General features: G+C 39.3%; 16 protein-coding genes and 1 tRNA gene. 4 read left to right on the top strand and 13 right to left on the bottom strand.

Annotated features, from left to right (window positions below; translation table 11 throughout):
* Positions 1–163 precede the first annotated feature (163 nt).
* The 4 genes from HMPREF0874_RS07565 to HMPREF0874_RS07580 form a co-directional block, all read right to left on the bottom strand.
* On the bottom strand, positions 164–604 hold the full coding sequence (locus tag HMPREF0874_RS07565; protein WP_008602822.1) for a hypothetical protein: 441 nt from the start codon (positions 602–604) through the stop codon (positions 164–166).
* An 11-nt stretch (positions 605–615) separates the two neighbouring features.
* Positions 616–1,062: a hypothetical protein gene (locus tag HMPREF0874_RS07570; RefSeq protein WP_004693736.1), complete on the bottom strand. Its 447-nt coding sequence runs from the start codon at positions 1,060–1,062 to the stop codon at positions 616–618.
* Positions 1,063–1,089: 27 nt separating this feature from the next.
* Positions 1,090–1,665: a xanthine phosphoribosyltransferase gene (locus HMPREF0874_RS07575; protein WP_008602825.1), complete on the bottom strand. Its 576-nt coding sequence runs from the start codon at positions 1,663–1,665 to the stop codon at positions 1,090–1,092.
* A 254-nt stretch (positions 1,666–1,919) separates the two neighbouring features.
* Positions 1,920–2,825 carry a LysR family transcriptional regulator gene (locus HMPREF0874_RS07580; RefSeq protein ID WP_004693739.1) on the bottom strand — a complete coding sequence of 302 codons (906 nt, stop codon included), beginning with the start codon at positions 2,823–2,825 and terminating at the stop codon, positions 1,920–1,922.
* Positions 2,826–3,092: 267 nt separating this feature from the next.
* On the opposite strand from HMPREF0874_RS07580, the gene HMPREF0874_RS07585 reads away from it, so the two are divergent.
* The 3 genes from HMPREF0874_RS07585 (at position 3,093) to HMPREF0874_RS07595 (ending at position 8,550) form a co-directional block, all read left to right on the top strand.
* Positions 3,093–6,833: a phosphoribosylformylglycinamidine synthase gene (locus HMPREF0874_RS07585; protein WP_039965361.1), complete on the top strand. Its 3,741-nt coding sequence runs from the start codon at positions 3,093–3,095 to the stop codon at positions 6,831–6,833.
* Between the two features lie 165 nt (positions 6,834–6,998).
* The gene (locus HMPREF0874_RS07590; RefSeq protein WP_008602831.1) at positions 6,999–8,234 is read left to right on the top strand and encodes an FprA family A-type flavoprotein; all 1,236 of its coding nucleotides are present in this window, start codon (positions 6,999–7,001) and stop codon (positions 8,232–8,234) included.
* Positions 8,235–8,459: 225 nt separating this feature from the next.
* Positions 8,460–8,550, top strand: a tRNA-Ser gene (locus HMPREF0874_RS07595).
* A 96-nt stretch (positions 8,551–8,646) separates the two neighbouring features.
* Here HMPREF0874_RS07595 and mmuM read toward each other — a convergent pair.
* The 3 genes from mmuM to HMPREF0874_RS07610 form a co-directional block, all read right to left on the bottom strand.
* Positions 8,647–9,672 carry a homocysteine S-methyltransferase gene (gene mmuM, locus HMPREF0874_RS07600; RefSeq protein ID WP_083791386.1) on the bottom strand — a complete coding sequence of 342 codons (1,026 nt, stop codon included), beginning with the start codon at positions 9,670–9,672 and terminating at the stop codon, positions 8,647–8,649.
* A gap of 76 nt (positions 9,673–9,748) precedes the next feature.
* Positions 9,749–10,534: a basic amino acid ABC transporter substrate-binding protein gene (locus HMPREF0874_RS07605; RefSeq protein WP_004693747.1), complete on the bottom strand. Its 786-nt coding sequence runs from the start codon at positions 10,532–10,534 to the stop codon at positions 9,749–9,751.
* A 351-nt stretch (positions 10,535–10,885) separates the two neighbouring features.
* Positions 10,886–12,823, bottom strand: coding sequence for an OPT family oligopeptide transporter (locus tag HMPREF0874_RS07610; protein ID WP_004697976.1), 1,938 nt, complete (start codon positions 12,821–12,823; stop codon positions 10,886–10,888).
* A gap of 249 nt (positions 12,824–13,072) precedes the next feature.
* On the opposite strand from HMPREF0874_RS07610, the gene pepT reads away from it, so the two are divergent.
* Positions 13,073–14,296, top strand: a complete 1,224-nt coding sequence (gene pepT / locus HMPREF0874_RS07615) for a peptidase T (RefSeq protein WP_004693751.1) — start codon at positions 13,073–13,075, stop codon at positions 14,294–14,296.
* 77 nt (positions 14,297–14,373) lie between these two features.
* On the opposite strand, the gene HMPREF0874_RS07620 is transcribed toward pepT, so the two are convergent.
* From HMPREF0874_RS07620 to floA, 6 genes are all read right to left on the bottom strand, one after another.
* A complete protein-coding gene (locus HMPREF0874_RS07620; RefSeq protein WP_369759116.1) occupies positions 14,374–15,660 on the bottom strand; it encodes an MFS transporter in 1,287 nt (428 codons plus the stop codon).
* A gap of 223 nt (positions 15,661–15,883) precedes the next feature.
* Complete coding sequence (locus HMPREF0874_RS07625; RefSeq protein WP_008602839.1) at positions 15,884–16,477, bottom strand: DNA glycosylase; 594 nt, start codon at positions 16,475–16,477, stop codon at positions 15,884–15,886.
* A 148-nt stretch (positions 16,478–16,625) separates the two neighbouring features.
* The gene (locus tag HMPREF0874_RS07630) at positions 16,626–17,564 is read right to left on the bottom strand and encodes a hypothetical protein (protein WP_039965362.1); all 939 of its coding nucleotides are present in this window, start codon (positions 17,562–17,564) and stop codon (positions 16,626–16,628) included.
* 54 nt (positions 17,565–17,618) lie between these two features.
* Positions 17,619–18,350: a sortase gene (locus tag HMPREF0874_RS07635; RefSeq protein WP_008602843.1), complete on the bottom strand. Its 732-nt coding sequence runs from the start codon at positions 18,348–18,350 to the stop codon at positions 17,619–17,621.
* A 252-nt stretch (positions 18,351–18,602) separates the two neighbouring features.
* Positions 18,603–19,259, bottom strand: coding sequence for a hypothetical protein (locus HMPREF0874_RS07640; protein ID WP_008602844.1), 657 nt, complete (start codon positions 19,257–19,259; stop codon positions 18,603–18,605).
* Between the two features lie 8 nt (positions 19,260–19,267).
* Positions 19,268–20,224 (bottom strand): flotillin-like protein FloA, encoded by a 957-nt coding sequence (floA, locus tag HMPREF0874_RS07645; protein ID WP_004693762.1) that lies wholly within the window; start codon positions 20,222–20,224, stop codon positions 19,268–19,270.
* Between the last annotated feature and the right edge of the window lie 15 nt (positions 20,225–20,239).

The raw sequence follows: 20,239 nt of genomic DNA on the forward strand, positions 1-20,239 counted from the left end.
ATACTGCCTTTTCAATCTTATAATAACACAAACTTACTCTATCAATTAAAATATTTATATATTTTTTCTTATCCATACAAAAAGAGGATAACCCATTTATAAACAGGTTATCCTCTTTTCATAATTCCGAACATTAGATCACTTAACTTGTATCTATTATTGATTAGTGAGTACCACTTTCAAAGGCAGCTTTCAATTCACCTACAGATTCAGGAATATAATCTACGATAGAAGACATTAACGCATACATCAATGCAGGCTCGAACGCATCATCACCACACATATATACGCAATCCAAGTATAGGCTAGAATCTTGTTCATCAATATATAGTTTGTAATTTTTATATGTCGCATTGTCTCGATTAATTAATGCATTCAAGACATTCATATTTTGTGCCGTTACCTTTTCAGGACCTAACACTAAACGAACTACACTATAAATACTGTTATCGAGAATGACGAATAAAGGCATATCCCATAAAGGAGACTTGATATAAGAACGATATACTACTGTACCGTCTTCATCATCAAAATCCTTCCGTTCAAAAGATATGATTTCTTCTTCTTTCAAAAACTTATCAAATAATAAGGATTTAGGATTCATAACAACCTCTATTAAGCTAAGCCAGCTACTTTAAGAATATCTTTATGTACAGTATCTAAATGCGGTTGAATAACTTCAAGCATAAGATTTACTACTACAGTAGGATCAAATTGTTCATTTAAACATGGTATAGACACATCCATATAAATGTTATTATCTTCATTGCTCACGTAATATTTAGATATCTTGTAATCTTGATTTAACGTGTTAAGTTCTTTCAATACCGCAGGAATCACTTTTTTATCAATAGATGTTGTTGTGATAGCGATGCGTACATAGGTGAACGCAGAATCGTCTACAACGATGAACACAGGCAAGCTATGCTCATGAACATCCAAACGACCATGATATACAACTGTGTTAAGATCGTCTGTCATTTCTTCCTTTGTAAACCAAGTGTTACCGCCTTTATTAAGGTCAGCAACGAGTAAGTCGAATTTTTCTGCTTTTTTATTCATAATTCCCTCTAACAATAATCAGACTAATTAGTCTTCGATAAACACACAACCATTATCTTTGAATTCTTTAATGCGAACTAAAGACTCTACACGGTAGCCCGCATTTTCCAAGCGTTCACGACCAGGTTGGAAGGACTTTTCGATAGCAATCGCAATGCCAACTACTTCATCACCTGCGTCTTGAACCAACTTAGCAAGGCCCATAGCCGCCTCGCCAGACGCCAAGAAATCGTCGATAATCAACACTTTTTCGCCAGCTGGTAAGAATTTTTTAGAAATAGTGATATCATAATTCTCTTCTTTTGTATAAGAGTACACAACACTATGATATACATCATCTACCATAAGGATGGATTTTTTCTTACGCGCAAATACCAATGGCACGTCTAGTTCAAGCGCGGCCATCAACGCCAACGCAATACCAGATGCTTCGATGGTAACAATACGTTGTACACCTGCATCACGGTAACGATCCGCGATTTCTTTACCAATCGCCTTAAACAATTGTGGATCGATTTGATGGTTTAAGAACCCATCTACTTTCAGCACTCGATTATTGAGGACAATCCCCTCTTCACGAATGCGTTCTTTTAATAATTCCATGTGCTCATACCTCCGCATAACTATCTTTAAATTTTAACGTAAACAACCCCTTAGGGTCAACCTATATCTAGTAAAAGTCTTATAATATACCCCATAAATATCATTGCAAATAAGACTTAAATATTTCATATATGAATTATATAACTCAACTGCTTTATAGGAATATAATATAGCACGGTAAAACTCACACTAATATATAAAAAGACACACTTTAAGAAATTTTCCTAAAGTATGTCTTTAAACATGTCTTTTTCTTATAAAACTTTATCTCGAGTACTTTCACGATTAACTAGCAAGGACGTAAATCTTGCAGCCCCTTCAGATTGAGGAACCAAGCGAGAACGCACAAGCACAATGTCGCGTGTTGGTACCGGAATATCTGTATCGATGCGCACAATAGTCCCTTCTTGCATTTTTTGTTGTACCACATGATTAGGTAACATGGAAATACCCATGTTGATTTCTACAAGATCTAGTAATACATCGACGCTACCCAATTCAAAGCGAGGCTTACGACAAGCACCATGTGTTACATCGTCAAAGAATGTACGACTAGCAGAGCCTTTATGCAAGAGTAAAATAGGCTCGTTAAGAAGGCGCCCTTGATCAAAGAATCCTGCCCCTTTATAGTCAGGACCGCCAACAAAGACATCTTGAATGGTAGCTAGCGTAGTTACCTCTAACTGAGGATTATCTCTCAAGCCCTCATAATCATTAACCACGGCTAATTGCGCCTCTTTATTGAGTACTAATTCTACACAATCAGGAGACGGACGATTAATGATATGTAAGCCAATTTCACTTTCTTGTAATTGCCATTTGTGGAAATAAGGCAATAGGAAATGGCGACACAAAGTATCTGTGGCAGCCAAATTTAAACTTTCATAAGCTTGACTAACCCGTTCTTGTAATTGGGTAACACCATTATCAAGAATGGAGAAAGCTTTAGCTACCGTATCAAACAATTCTTTACCTTCTGGCGTGAACCCTACAGATTTTGTAGTACGCACGAAGAGAGGCATATTAAGTTCTCCTTCTAATTGTTTAATACTTTGACTGATGGCGGATTGGGACACGCCTAATTCTTTTGCGGCACGGGAAAAAGATAAATATAAGCCTACCCCTAGAAAGGTTCTATATAAATCTGCAGATACTGCCATTTTATTCACCTCTGTTATATACTAATAGTAACGTCTTACTTTTAAATACACATATCATTACCTTATTATAACTATAGACTCTCAATATATAATGAATATGTAGAAATCTTCATGAAAGTTAGGTCTTATGACCTTCATGAACTTTTCATATTTATTAGTATTTCTAATCTTTTCATTAGTAAGATTATCTTTACTTATAAGTCTAGACCGACTATACTTAATTTGTCAATATCCCATAGGGAATTATATACATTACAGGAGGCTACAATGGCTATACAACGATTATTCGTAACAAAACGAGAATCTTTCAACCTAGAAGCGCAACGCATGTTACAAACCTTACAACAGGAATTATCTATGCCTGCTACAGATGTGACAATCTATGAGCGATACGACATCGAAAATTTAGATGCAAAAGATCTAGAGTCTGCTAAAAATTTAATTTTTTCTGAACCTCCTGTAGATACTGTATTAGAAGAAATTCCAAGTGTACAAGGCTTTGTATTTGCTGTTGAATATGTGCCAGGTCAATACGATCAACGTGCTGATAGCGCAGAGCAATGTATTTCTATGCTCACACTTACATCCGGCCACATCGTGCGTTGTGCTCGCGTATATGCTATCGAAGGCACCTTTACAAAAGAACAAGAAAATGTCATTAAGGCCTACTACATTAACCCTGTTGATTCCCGCGAAGCGAGCCTTGACGTACCAAATACCTTAGCTCTCGATTTAGAAGATCCAAAACCGGTAGCAACAATCGATGGCTTTACTACGATGAGCAATGATGATTTAGAAGCTCTCATCAAGAACTACGGTCTTGCTATGACATTAGCAGACCTTCAAATGATTAGACAACAATACGCAGAGGTGGAACACCGCGATCCTACGATTACAGAAATTCGCCTCTTCGATACATATTGGTCTGACCATTGCCGTCACACTACCTTTATGACCGAGTTAACAGATATTACCATTGAAGACAGCCGCTTCACCGGTTCTATAAAGGAAGCCTTCGAAGAATATATGGAAGGCCGTGCTGAGCTCTACACGACTAAGAAAAAAGCTCGCTCCCTCATGGACATGGCTACATTGGCTGTAAAAGAATTACGCCACGCTGGAGGACTTACAAATCTCGATGAATCTGATGAAATCAATGCATGTACAATCATCGTCCCTGTCGATGTAAATGGCAAGACTGAAGAATGGTTGTTACTATTCAAAAACGAAACCCATAACCACCCTACTGAAATCGAACCATTTGGTGGCGCAGCTACCTGCTTAGGTGGTTGTATTCGCGACCCATTGAGCGGTCGCGCTTATGTATACCAAGCTATGCGCATCACAGGCTCTGGCGATCCACATACAAAACTTGAAGATACATTGGAAGGCAAATTACCACAAAGAAAGATCACCCAAGAAGCAGCTCGTGGTTACTCCTCTTACGGCAACCAAATCGGCCTTGCTACAGGTGAAGTAAAAGAATATTACCATCCTGGCTACGTAGCAAAGCGCATGGAAATCGGCGCAGTTATCGGTGCTGCACCTCGCAACCAAGTTCGCCGTGAGGTACCAGTTGCAGGCGATGTGGTAGTATTGCTAGGTGGTAAAACTGGCCGTGATGGCTGTGGTGGCGCTACAGGTTCCTCTAAAGAACATACCGTTGAATCTCTCTCCACATGCGGTGCAGAAGTCCAAAAAGGCAATGCTCTTACAGAGCGCAAAATCCAACGCTTATTCCGTCGTGGCGAAGTAACGACACTTATCAAACGTTGTAATGACTTCGGTGCAGGTGGTGTATCTGTTGCTATCGGTGAACTAACTGATGGTGTATCAATCAATCTCGACTTAGTCCCTAAAAAATATGCTGGCCTCGATGGTACAGAGTTAGCCATCTCTGAATCCCAAGAGCGCATGGCCTGTGTCATCGATGCTTCTGATGTAGAGGCATTCAAAGCATACTGCGACGAAGAAAACTTGGAGTGTACAGTTGTGGCAGAGGTAACTGATACAAATCGCCTTGTTATGAACTGGAATGGCGAAGCAATTGTAGATATTAGCCGCGACTTTTTAAATACAAATGGTGCTAGTCAACAACAAGAAGCTATCGTAAAAGCACCTACAGATCGATCCTACTTCTTACGTGGTTCAGCTAGTGCAGATAACTTCAAGGAAAAATGGATCGCAGCCGTATCCGATTTAAATGCAGCATCCCAACAAGGCTTAGCAGAACGCTTTGACAGCACTGTGGGCGCCAATACAGTCCTCATGCCATTCGGTGGCAAATTCCAAAAAACGCCTACCCAAGGCATGGTTGCTAAATTACCGGTTCTAAACGGTGAAACTACAACGGCTAGTATTATGACTCATGGTTTTGTGCCTGAGTTATCTGCATGGAGCCCTTATCATGGTGCGCAATATGCAGTACTTTTATCTGTAGCAAAATTAGTAGCTCTTGGCGGTCGCCGAGAAGACGCATACTTAACATTACAAGAATATTTTGAACGCCTCAACTCTAAAGAATCTTGGGGTAAGCCAGTAGCAGCTTTACTTGGTGCTTATAAAGCACAAAAAGAACTTGAAATCGGCGCTATCGGCGGCAAGGACTCTATGAGCGGTACATTTATGGATCTTACCGTTCCCCCTACCCTCGTATCCTTTGCAGTTGGTACAGCTCATGTAGATAATATCGTGAGCCAAGACCTTAAAGGCGTAGATCACCGCCTCGTATTCTTCGATGTACCTCGTACATACGATGACACCCCTGATTGGGATCGATTCAAAGAAAACTGCGATACACTACAAGAACAAATTGAAAAAGGTCGCGTTTACTCTGCCTATGTAGTTGATCAAGGCGGCATTCCTGAAGCAGTCACAAAAATGGCCCTTGGCAACAATATCGGTGTTAAATTCGATAAATACGCTGAACGTGGTATCTTCCAACCAGCCCTTGGTTCCTTCATCGTTGAAGTAGATATTACGGCTGTTAATTATCTTTTAGAATTACCTGATGTGAAAGTTATCGGCGTAACCCAAGCCACACCTGTTATCGAATGGGAAGGTCAATCCGTATCGCTCAAAGAAGTACAAGCGGCCTATGAAGCACCTCTAAACGATATCTTCCCAATGTACGCATCAAACGGCTTTGGTGAAGCAGTCGCTTACATCCATGACCAACACGCTAAGCCTCGTAGCACATCCTTAGGTGCAAAACCAAAAGTTCTCATCCCAGTATTTCCTGGTACAAACTGCGAATTTGACTCTGCTCGTGCCTTTGAACGAGCTGGTGCAGAAACAGATATCGTGCTCATTCGCAACCAAACTCCAGAACAATTAAAAGAATCTATCGACGTAATCAAAGCTAAATTAGCAGAGTCTCAAATTCTTATGTTCCCAGGAGGTTTCAGTGCTGGTGATGAGCCAGATGGTTCTGGTAAATTCATAGCCACCCTCTTCCGCAACCCATACCTTGCAGAAGGTTTAGAAAACCTCTTGTATAAACAAGATGGCCTTGTATTAGGTATTTGTAACGGCTTCCAAGCGCTCATCAAGTTAGGCTTGTTACCTGGTGGACATATTGAAACGTTAACTGCAGATCATCCTACATTGACATACAATACTATTGGTCGTCACTTATCTCGCATGGTTAATACGAAAGTTATTTCCACAAAGTCCCCTTGGATGAGTGATGCTAAAGCTGGAGAAATTTACACGGTACCAATTTCTCACGGCGAAGGTCGCTTTATAGCGTCTCCTCAACAAGTGTTGGAGTTCAATAAAACTGGCCAAATCGCTACACAATATGTAGACTTTGATGGTATCGCCTCCATGGATAGTCACTTCAATCCTAACCAATCTGTAGCTGCTATCGAAGGTATTTATAGCCCTGATGGTCGCGTATTCGGCAAAATGGCACACTCCGAACGCTGTGGTGCAGGCATCAGCAAAAATATTCCTGGCCAATTAGAAATGCCAATCTTTACATCTGGTGTAAAATACTTCAAATAATTGGTCACTATGAACTTTCATGTGAAAGCCTACTTCTTCAAGTAGGCTTTTTCAATATTGATTTTTTTCGAAAATATTAGTATTATAAATTGATACTATATTTACAGACATGAGTTCTCATGTAAAGCTATACATACCTAGTGTGGGTTAAGAAAGGATTTTATTATGCATTGTGCTCAGAAAATGACTCATAATATCTACTGGATTGGTAGTAATGACTGGACAACAGAACGTTTCGAAAACTTATTCCCTATTCCAAATGGTGTTAGCTATAACAGCTATTTCATCGACGATGAAAAGACTTGTGTGGTAGACTCCGTAGATGCTGAAATTCGCGAAGAGTACTTCGACAACTTGACTCACCTCTTAAATGGTCGTGAACTTGATTACATCGTCGTAAACCATATGGAGCCTGATCATTGCCAAACATTATTGGAAACATTGGAACGGTATCCAAATTGTAAAATGGTAGGTAATGCTACAACATTCCGCATGTTTGAGCAATTCTATAACACTCCAAAACCAGAACAATACCATCAAATTAAAGAAGGCGATGAAATCTGTTTAGGTAAACATACTTTGGTTTCTTACACTATGCCTATGGTTCACTGGCCTGAAGTAACTTGTACATACGAAAAATCTACAGGCACATTGTTCTCTGCAGATGCTTTTGGTACATTCGGTACAGTTAATGGTAATATCTTTGCTGATCAAACCGATTTCGTAGCTACATACGAAGAAGAAGCTCGCCGTTACTATACAAATATCGTTGGTAAATACGGACCGCAAGTACAAAATGCACTTCGCAAAATTTCTAGCCTTGATATCAAACGCATTGCTCCACTTCATGGTCCAATCTGGCGCACCCCTGAATCTATCCAATATATCACGCACAAATACTTACATTGGTCCAGCTATACAGCCGAGCAAAAAGGTGTTGTCATCGCTTTTGGTTCCATGTATGGCAATACTCGTGCTATTGCTCAACAATTGGCTAAACAACTCTCCAAACGTGGCGTTACAGATATCAAAATTTACGATGTTTCCAAAACTAATGCTTCCTACATCATCTCCGATGCTTGGAAATATACTAACTTGGTAACTATCGCACCTACATATAACTTGAATCTATACCTTACTATGGAAAACTTTATCCATGAATTAAAAGCCCTTAACTTCCAAAACCATAAGATATCCATCATCGGTAACCACTCTTGGGCTTCCGCTGCGATGAAAACAATGGTTTCCCATTTCGAAAATGACTTCAAAGACATTGAAATCGTTTCCGAACCACTAGATATCAAATCCTCTTTGAAAGAAGAAGATCTTCCATTAATTGAAAAAATGGCAGACGATATCAAAGCATCCATTGAAGCTGCTGAAATTAAAGACGTATTCTAATACCTAATACAAGAGCCGCCTATTTAGGCGGCTTTTTTCTTTTTATATACTAGATTTTATACGCCTAAAACCAGGCTATGTTTTTTGGTTTATATCCATTTATTGAGATCAAATACTATATTTTAAAAGCCTTGTAAATATGCAATAATTCTACTATTTTTTTGCTTGACATAAATCTAACTTTTTCATATACTATACAAGTACCTGTTACACAACAGAATACATGGAGAGGTGTCCGAGCGGCTGAAGGAGCATGATTGGAAATCATGTGTGCGGTTATCCCGTACCCAGGGTTCAAATCCCTGTCTCTCCGCCATAGTAAAAGCAGTGCTTTCGCACTGCTTTTTTATTTGCATATAAAGAAAAAGCTATTCGAATTATACTCGAATAGCTTTTTGTATGTCACACTATATTAGTTGTGAATTTTCTTTGCAATATCACCGATAATTTCAGGTGTCGTTCTACAACAGCCACCAATGATTTCAGCTCCAGCTTTTCGCCATACCTCAACGTAGTCTACAAATGATGCAGCATCGCCATACCAAGTTTTAGTTTTACTATCATAGCTTTCACCAAGATTAGGATATACAGCAATTGGTTTATCTGTAACGGTACGGATATCTTTTATCAATGATTCTACATATTCCGGTTTACTACAATTAATGCCAATCCCCGTAATAGGATGTACCTTATCGATCATTTGTGCACATTTAATAATGGTTTCGCCACTAGAAACATGGTGCCCATCTTTACAGGAAAAAGCAATCCATCCGGGAATACCTTTTGATGTAAATGGATCAGACATAGCTCTCGCAATAGCAATCGCTTCAGCATAAGACGGTATAGTTTCAAAGGATAATATGTCTGGATGTTCTTCGCAGAATAATGCTAGCCGTGGAATATGGAATATCTCTAGATATTCTGTTTGCACATCAGGATAACCACGGTATTCAGAGCCATCAGCCAAGAAAGCGCCATAAGGTCCTACAGAGGCTGCCACCAACGGTTTAGGTAAAGCACCTTCAGAAAAATATCTAACCCCCTCAGGAGTCTCTTCACCGAGCTTAATACCATGCAATGTAAGCGCCCCACTCGCCTTTGCTTCTAAAAACTCATTACGAGCTTGCACGGCTAAACGAACAGATAGTTTAACGAGCTCTATCGCTTCTTCCGTTCCATAACCTAAACCTTTAAAGCCTGCTACTGTCGCTTGATAGCCAGAGCTTTGAATGATATCGGCACCCGCAGCTAAATAAGAAATATGTATTTTCTTAATGATATCTGGCTGATCCATGAGAACCTTAGCAGACCACAACTTATGTTGAATATCACAGCCATAACGCTCTAATTCGGTCCCTAAAGCCCCATCTAAGACGAGGGCGCCCTTTTCCTTAATAATATCTAAAAATGCACTTCGTTTAGCCATCATACCACCCATTCTATACATACCTCTTATAACACGAGGCTTACCTAGCATATTATATCAAATAATACATTCTGGTACTATCTACAAACTATCTTAATACCTCTGCTGGAGGCTCCTTACCAAACCATTTCTTATAAATTTCTGCATATTTACCGTTTGCTTTGATCTTAGCCAAACCATCATTGATTTTGTTAAGCAATTCTGTATTGCCTTTTTTCACAGCAATACCTAGTGGTGCCGCATCATAGTCCTCTCCAGTAACCTTTGCGATACCTTTGCCCTTACCATTAACATAATATTCGTTTACTGGTGTATCATTGATAACTACATCGACGCCTTTATTTTGCAATTCTAAGAACGCATCGACAATTATATTAAACTGATGTACATCGGCATTGGGAATCTTGCTAGCAATCTCTGCACCAGTAGAGCCGATGGATACACCAATGCGTTTACCTTCTAGATCCTTAAAGCTATTAATATTGGTGTTATCTATGTTCACAACGAGACCATTACCTGCAATATAGTACGGTTTACTAAAATCAACGGATTTTGCTCGTTCTTCAGAAATAGTCATATCCGAAATAGCGATGTCGATGGTATTACTTTGTAATGCTGGTAAAAGCGCATCAAAGTTTAGATTTTGAATATCTGCTTCTATACCCTCTTCATTTGCAATCGCATTGATAATATCAATATCAAATCCAGCTAATTTACCACTATCTTTGTCTTTAAAACCAAATGGTGCATAGGTCGCATCAGTACCTACGCGCCATGCCTTCTGACTATTCCCCTCCTGACCACAGCCTGCGATTAATAAACTACTAGCAATGGTGAAAGCCCCTAATAGAGCTGCTATTTTCTTAAATTTCATATTATTATCCTTACTTCTCTCTGTTCTATCTAGAAACAGAGTTCTTCTTAATCAACTAATATATCTATACTTACACTTATGAGCATAATAAAAATAATACCTCTAAAGGTATTATAGTTTTATGATAACATTCGATATAGTACGGGTCAATAAATCCAACTATACCAATAGGTATTGAATTGATATAGTTTTTAGCTATATCAAAAATAACATTCCTAAGTATATAAAAAGACCGCCTTTACCAAGCATAGATGAAACTTGATAAAGGCGGTCATCTCCAAAATGGAGGATTCCTGGTTATTTATAGAATAAATAAGCTATTCAATTCATTTAGGATATATAGTATGTAATTTATTTAGCATGTTTAGCTTTTATATACATAGCTACCTTGTACAAGAACGTACAGAGTAATAAATACATTACGATACTGAGATATGTCGCTTCAGGTGTTTCTACCCAAGCTTGAGCAAATACATCAACACCTGCAATACGAAGCACTGCACTAAACAAGGAGCCAATAGCACCACCAGCTACGAGACCAGAGGCAATTGTACTACCTTTGGAGAAGCGAAGATCTGCCAATTCTTTGTCTTTTGTACTATTTTGTACAAGATACGCAATCAAACCTCCGATAAGTAATGGTGTATTAATTTCCATTGGCAAGTATGTGCCCAAGGCAAATGCCAACGGTGGAACTCTTACCATCCACAAGATAATTGCAAATAATGCACCAGCCATGTATAGAGGCCATTGAGCACTACCACCAGTCATCATTGGCTCAATGATGGCAGCCATAGCGTTCGCTTGAGGTGCATTTAATGCGTGATCTCCTACAAATCCATAAGCATCGTTCAAAAGAATCATAACACCTACAGAAAGTACGGCACAAAGAATAGTACCAACGATTTGCCATTGTTCCATTTTCTTAGGTGTAGCACCTGTCATATGTGCCACCTTAAGCTCAGACATGAAGTTACCAGCCATCCCAATAGTAGTACCAATAAAGGATGCCATCATGAGGACTGCTATCATACCGACCTTACCAGTCATACCTGCTGCGGTTAAGCATACAGCGGAGATAATAATCATAAAGATTGTCATACCTGAAACCGGTTCTGTACCTGTATAAGCGATGGAGCTAATCCCCACTACAGACAATAGGAAGGACATAATAAGAACGATTAAGAACGCTACAATTGTTTGTCCGAAGCTTTCAGCATACATAAAATGGAAATATGCTGCAAATAAAACTGTACATAACAAGATACCAGCACCAATCCAAGATGTAGGTACGTCACGTTGTGTACGAAGCAAATTAACATCTACAGTTTTAGAACTAAAGATGTCAAGCACTGCATTTTTAACAACATTTGCTACCACTTTAGACATTGTAATTAGACCGATGATGCCTGCCATAGCGAGCATGCCGATACCAATATGACGAACATAATCAAGGAATACCTTGCGAATTGGGGCCTCCCCTAATGGAACTGCATGGCCGCCAATTTGCATGATATGTTCAGGCGCTAAATAGTACACAATCGGAATACATACAAACCAAGAGAAGAAAGAACCGGCTGCAATGATAGCCGCATAGCGAAGTCCCGTAAAATAACCAAGGCCAAGCAATGCTGCATCAGTATCTACCGCTGCGGTTAGCTTAGTTTGATCTGCAAGGGCTGCCCCCCACTTAAAGGTAGCAGTGCGAATAACCTCTTGCCACCACCCCAAACTATTGAGAATAAAGTCATACACAAGAGCAATTAAACCAGAGCCAAGCATGAGTTTTGCTTTGCTACCTTCATTACTCATCAATACTTCCGCTGCAGCACGACCACTTGGGAACGGATACACATAGTGCATTTCCTCAACGAAATAGCGACGGAACATAACGCATAATAAAACACCTAAAACGCCGCCAAGAATGATAGGAATCGCCATTTGTACAAAGGATACATCTGTTACATTCCAGATGTAAAGAGCTGGCAAGAAGAACATAGCCCCTGCCAATGTGTTCGTACTAGAACTAGCGATAGCTTGAATGTGTACCGTTTCGGCAAAAGCATTTTGCCGCTTTAAAATAACTGCTGTACCCATAGCAAGTACAGATACTGGTGCAAAAGCATCTACTGTTTGACCGATTTTCAAACATAAATAGCCAACAGCCAGTGTGAAAACTGCCGCATAGAACAAGCCCCAGAAGACTACATATGAGTTAATCTCTACGTAATCTTTCTTAGGATCTAACACCGGTTCTATGGGTGGAATGGAACGAACCTCGTCCGACATAGTAAAACCTCCTCACAGAAAAAGTACAAACGTATAACTATTCACCTTTATACTAACACGGTACTACACATGGTTCAATGGTTTTCTATGCACTATGCGAATAAAACAATACACCCTCTATAAATAATTATTTTGCATTTTTGGCGTCCCTGTTCTACAATGAAAGTATATTAAGAATCTCTATTATTATGTAACGGTATCGTATACTGCCCTGTATAACACGTATGTTTACTTACGAGGAGGCTCATTATGGAATCAATGGTCGAACGTTTTGTACGCTATACGAGCATAAATACACGGTCTAATGAGGAAAGTACAACCATTCCTAGTACTCAAACTCAAGTAGACTTTGCTACGAATGTGCTCGTTCCCGATTTAAAGGCAATAGGTTTAGATGAGGTTATTTACAATCGTGAAAATGGTTTTGTCATCGGCACATTACATGCTAACACTGATGAGAAAGCTCCTTCCATCGGCTTCATTGCCCATATGGATACAGCTGATTATAATGCAGAAAATATTAAACCTCGTATCGTAGAAAACTATGATGGTAGTGATATTTGCCTCAACGAAGAACACCAAATCTTCACCCGACGTGCCGACTTTCCAAATCTAAAAAATTACATTGGCAAATCTTTAGTCGTAACTGACGGTTTAACACTCCTCGGTGGTGACGACAAGGCTGGAATCTGTGAAATCATGGAAGCTCTCGCCTATCTCGTATCTCATCCAGAAATCAAACACGGTAAAATCATGTGTGCTTTCGGTCCAGACGAAGAAATCGGTACTGGTGCAGACCACTTCGATGTTAAACAATTCCCTGTAGACTATGCTTACACTATTGATGGTGAAAGCCTAGGTCAACTCGAATACGAAACCTTTAATGCCGCAGGCGGTACCGTTATCCTTAAAGGCGTTTCTGTTCACACAGGAACAGCCAAGGGCATTATGATTAACTGTGCTAAACTAGCTATGCAATTTGACGCTTTATTACCAGGAGCAGCTGTTCCTGAACACACCTGCGGTCGCCAAGGCTTCTTTATGCTCATGAGCATGGAAACACAAGTAGATACCGGTAAAATGAACTACATTATCCGCGACCATGATAAGGAATTGTTTGAAGCGAAAAAAGCATTTTTCTTACAAGCAGGTCAAACATTGAACGAAATATATGGTCGTGAAGTATGTGAAGTATCTGTAAAAGACCAATACTACAACATGTACGATGTCATCAAAGATAATATGGAATGTGTAAATGTAGCCAAAGCAGCAATGGAAAAAGCTGGGATTACACCTATTTGTGATCCTATTCGCGGTGGCACAGATGGATCCAAAATCTCCTTCATGGGCATTCCTACACCAAATATTTTTACAGGCGTAGAAAACCTACATGGCCGTCATGAATTCGCATGTATCGATGATATGAAAAAAGCTGTTGAAGTTATCGTTAATATTGTAAATATTGAAAAATAATAGCATTAGCAAAGCAGTAGTAGATAACCAAAAGGACTATACGAGCCTAGGCTCGTATAGTCCTTTTAATTTACATATTACGCAAGCTTATTATTACGCTTACGATTTCTAATTTCTTCCTCTTCAGCGCGAGCTTTTAAAGAAAGATCTCTTTCAGTCCCCACATAACGACCATATAATAAATAATAAGCAACTAGTGCAAGGAGCGCCACAACAACGGTTACATGGAACATACTAGTATAACCTACAACCTCTTTAACAGCACCTAAAATATAGGGGCCAAAGCCTAGCCCCATGTCCAAGGCAATGAAGTATGTGGATGTAGCAACACCAATACGATGAACAGGTACTATTTTAACAGTAACAGCTTGTCCGTTGGACATAAATGTACCATATCCAAGACCAACAAACACAGCCGATAAAAGCACAAGCCATGTGGAGTGAGCGATGGATAATAAGAAAATACCAAGTGCTAAGGATACAAAACAAGGATAAAGAACAAAGTTTTCCCCTTTCATATCAAACACAATGCCAAGCAATGGTCTTGTTATAGTAATAACTACAGCATATACAACAAAGAAGAAGGTACCTGCCATAATAAGATCTAGGTCTTTTGTGTAGGCTGCCATAAAGCCAATAACACCAGAGTAGGCAAAACCGACTAGAATGGAAACAAGACTGATTGAATTCATCCGTGGTTCAATGTAGTCCGAGATTCTAATGCCCTTATGTGCTTCAGATTCGATACCAAGTTTAGGTTCATTAAATTTCATGATTACTGAGCCAATACCACAGAGGATGATAAGTGCAACACAGAATGCGATGATGAAATCATAACCAAGACTATGAAGCATCAAGATACCTAAGAATGGCCCTACTGCAGCTGCTAGAGAGGTAGATAAACCATAATAGTTAATCCCTTCCCCACGGCGTGACGTAGGAATAATAGCAGCTATGATAGTACTTGTAGCAGTAGATGTAATACCATAAGCAAAACCATTTAAGAAACGAACACTATCAAGCATTAGTAAATTAGGTGTGTAGAAATACATAGCCGTTGAAATCAAGTAAATCAATACCCCTAAATAGAGCATCTTGCGACACCCTAGGATACTGATAAACCGCCCTGCCAACAAACGGGCTACAACGGTGCCAATAATATATATACCAACAGCAAGTCCCGCTTGACTAGCCGTAGCATGAAGATTATCTTTTGCTACAACCGCAATAATAACGATTAATAAATAATAAATTAAAAATACTAAGAAATTAATCAAAGTATCAAGGACAAAGGATTTTGTCCACAAGGCCTCCTTAGCCTTATCCATATTATCAACTCCATTTTTTAAATTATTGTCAACCAGTTTGCGACAACGGTTAATTATAAACCTCTCATTATAAAAAACAAGAATTAAAATATTATATATCTCATCAATTTTATTTATAACAAACTACATATTCACAATAAATATGCATTAATTTCCATTTTAATACCTCATATATTTTTACGATATAAAAGCACCTTCAATAGCGACAGATGAGACCAAAAGACTCAAAGCCAACTATTAAAGGTGCTACTTTAAATATTTATTTTGTTTTTAGACCACAAGCTTTGAAGAAATTCTTGTACGCTTCAGCCTTTTTCGGTAGGCTCAACGGATAGGCACGTGATGTAGATGGCAAACGTGTCAATGTCAATTCCCGACCATTAAATACAAAAGGAATTGTTTCACCAGTTTTAGGTAATTTAACCTTTTCTGGTAAAAGGCTCAATAAAATCTCCGTAGCCTTGCCGCCTGTTGTACCAATATGCTTACAGTCAGGGATTTGCTCCAGTACGTCCGCAAGTGGAACTGGTTCAACGACCTTAAGAAATGCATCAGATGCATTCCCTTTTTCGCGAATAGCTTTCAAAACAGTAGGACAAGATGCAATTCCAGCTTCAGACAAAAAGGCTTTAATCTTCTCAGGATCCATCGCTTTTTCCTCACCATTTCTAAAATGATCCTTTTCATCAAAGAATACGAGGCCAAAAACACGCCACATATCATTTTGGAAATTTGGATAATGGAATTCCATAGCACGTTTTGATTGTTCTGGAGGAAATGTGCCCATCATCATGACTGTTGCCTTCTTTGGTAAGAATGGAGGGAATGGTCTTGTTTCAATTGTTTCTGCCATATAGCATCAACTCCTTTCACATTCTAATATGAACTTAATTTTCAATACAATATATGAGATATATCACACATTATAATCCAATTAGCTCCTAGGTGAAAGCAACTAAAGAACTTATTAAAATATATCAACAGACTTACATTATCTATTATTATTGGCCAATTGGTTGAGAAACTAAGGTATTAATATGATCAAAACCAACTGGTGTCGGAGATACGAGATACAAGCAAATTACAGCAGCCACGGCAAAACCGATTGCTAAATAAGAGAAACTGCCATTCCGAGGAAATTCATACATACCAAAGAGGCGTATCCCTATAGCAGCACCAATAGCTGTAATCAAAGACGGTATAGAAAAAATGTTATAAAAGCCGAATACTACCATAAGGCCTGCATAGCCACCTACTACAGTAACCATAGGCAACATGCGATCCATTGGATTTGGAATAGATCGCGTAAGTGCAGCTGGATAATATGAAGCCTCTACGCCAAACATGCCTAAGAATATATTAAAACCAGCCCAAATGCTATCCCATACGCTTCTAAAAGCATCTCTATGCTTGCCGGCATACCATGCAAAGTCCGTAACGATTAAAATGGATAAGCCTACACAGACAAAATAGAATTCACTAGGAATTTTAGGACCTATATAAGCACCTACAGCTGTTGCAACAGCACTCAAAATCGATGCTACTATTACGCGCTGTAAACGAGGTCGTTTATTTTCAGGAATGCGTTTATACACAGTAGCCAATAACTCTAAAACAAAGCAAGCCATAAAAACAGCAATGCCTGCAGCAGGAACAAAGAACGCGCTTACCAAACTCAAAATGAAGGGAATGCACAAGCGCCATTTAGGGAATAAAACAAGATCTTTATAATCTAAACGAATATCTTGTGTTTCCATAGTGAAGTTATTGTACACCACAAAGAGCAACATAAAGGCGATTACGTCAACCGCAGTTGCACCCCAAATCAATAAAGTTGGTACTACAACCATAGATAAGGCTACCCCAGAAAGGCGAGATAAACCAGCAGCCACTAAGCCCAGTAATAAAAACGGGGTTAAAGCAGATATAATTTCGAGCATAATATTCCTCCCATCATTGTATAAATTTAAGTATATAGTATCTACCACACTACATCAAGGAGAGATATATTTTTTCATAGCTAGACGCTTTCGCACAGCAGAGGTAGAGCATCCCATCACCTGTGCAATCTTTGCAACTCCATAACCTTGTGCACGGAGTTTTTTAATCTTATTTTCGTCTAGATCAAGAGTATTTGCCCTTATTTCTATACCTTGCTCTCGCAAATACATCGCCACTGTAGAACCACGTATCCCATAAGCCAGTCCAATGTCATCTGTACTCATGTGATGATGAATATATAAATAAGCCATCTCTTCTACGCGCATAGGCTTTCGAACTTTAGGAAGTAAGCAATTCCCCATATGCCGCAATACATGGTGAACTTTCCATCGCGATATACCATACATACGAGCAATGGCATCTGTACTATTTCCACTTTTATAAGCCCTACATATACGTACTACATCTATAGAGACGTTTTTATTTGATTGCTGACAAGCCAATCCATATTCCTTCAAGCGATTCGCCATCGTCGTAATAGACACATCATAACGCTTTGCTAATGAATGGAGCGACCACTTACCGGTCTCATACAAAGCTTGTACATGAACCATATTGATTTCTTTCTTCAGAGGCCTCCGTTCGATATCGTACGCTTTCATACGGCGCATGATGGTATCTACACTACATTGAAAATAATCCGCCACATCGCGAACGCTCCATTGTTTCTCTATATATAATTGCTGCAACAGCTGTTTTGGTATAACACGCACATTACGATACATAATTTTGCCCTTCCTTATAAACGAACTCCTTCCCCTATTATTGTGAAAGTTTCACTAGGAAAAAACAATAAAAAAGAGGTTCCTAATAGTCACATAGGTGACCAATAGGAACCTCTTTCAATATGTAATTATATGCCCCACATTATGATATGTGACAGTATGGTTGCTATACCACATCAGTGCACAATCCGTTATTATTTATGTTCTAATAAAACCATAATTAGTTTATACGCTTATAAATAGATTGCTTCATTAGCGGTATCTACGTTCAAGAGCTTTAGGTTTACTTAAAATGATCGACCATTTCATGCCCTCTTTTAAAGCATGATTAGATTTACGCCCATGAGTTGAAGTCGCAGCTAGAGCAGTAGGCGCAGTTGTAATGCCTACATTTTCAACAAGAACTTGTCCCTCTTTAGCTGCTTTATCTCGTTTAAACTCAGCTAGTCTTTCACTTAAGGTCGGCCCCGTAACAGCTTCTCTATCTAAGCGAGTCTTACTGGTAGTATAACTCGGATTGCTACTGGAACTTTTCATTGATAAGGCCTCAATATCTCGTTGAGCTGCTGCAGCCTCTTCATTGAAATGTATGTCCTCCATAGTTTGCGATGGAGCTTCTGGTTGCTGATTTACAATCGGTTTATCTTCATAAGAGTCCCGATAAAAGTCATCAACCTTAGATAAATCACCCATAGACGGTTCATCTACCTTGCGTTCTATGGAGATGCCATATTCGCGCTCCATATCTTCCCAAGTTCCGCCACCAGAGCTTTCATACTCATCATATTCTTCAGACTCTTCAGTATTCTTATTTTTTATAATGGAAAAAGCAATGTACGCGATGATACCTAAAACAAAGATTGGATTATGCGAAAAGATGGATAGCACTGAAGACAAAATAGAGTCCATAGCTACTCCTATTCACCATCTGCTAAGTTTTCACGCATTTTAGTGTCTGCAATAATATTGTTCATATTGTAGTAATCCATAACGCCTAGATTACCATTTCTGAAAGCCTCTGCCAACGCTTTAGGAACTTCAGCTTGTGCTTCCACAACCTTAGCTTGCATGTCTTGTGTTTTAGCACGCATTTCTTGTTCTGTCGCAACCGCCATTGCACGGCGTTCTTCGGCACGAGCTTGAGCAATTTTCTTATCTGCTTCCGCTTGGTCAGTTTGCAATTGAGCACCGATGTTACGTCCCACATCTACGTCAGCAATATCGATGGACAAGATTTCGAATGCAGTACCCGCATCAAGGCCTTTACCCAATACAGTACGGGAAATGTGATCTGGATTTTCCAATACATCTGTATGTTCTTCAGAGGAACCTACAGTCGTTACGATACCTTCACCTACACGGGCAATAATTGTGGCTTCACCAGCACCACCAACGAGGCGATCGATATTCGCACGTACAGTAACACGAGCACGAACTTTCAATTCGATACCATTTTTTGCTACCGCAGAAATAATTGGAGTTTCAATCACTTTAGGATTAACGGACATTTGAACCGCTTCCAATACATCACGACCGGCGAGGTCGATAGCTGCGGAACGTTCAAAGGTCAACGGAATGGATGCCCGTTCAGCGGCAATCAAAGCATCTACAACGCGGTCAACGTCACCACCTGCTAGGTAATGAGCTTCCAACTGATTTACATTCACATCAAGCCCCGCTTTATTAGCTTTAATCAACGGCATTACAATTTGAGACGGATTTACGCGACGCAAGCGCATACCTACAAGTGTAAAGATACCAACATTAACACCCGCTGCTAAAGCAGATACCCAAAGCCCTAATGGCACAACATATAAAAATACCATAATACCAATCAGCAGAATGGGAATCAAAATTAAAATACCTACATCCATAATAACCTCCATAAT

Origin of the sequence: Veillonella sp. 6_1_27 (genome assembly GCF_000163735.1) — a bacterium.
GTDB lineage: Bacteria > Bacillota > Negativicutes > Veillonellales > Veillonellaceae > Veillonella > Veillonella parvula_A.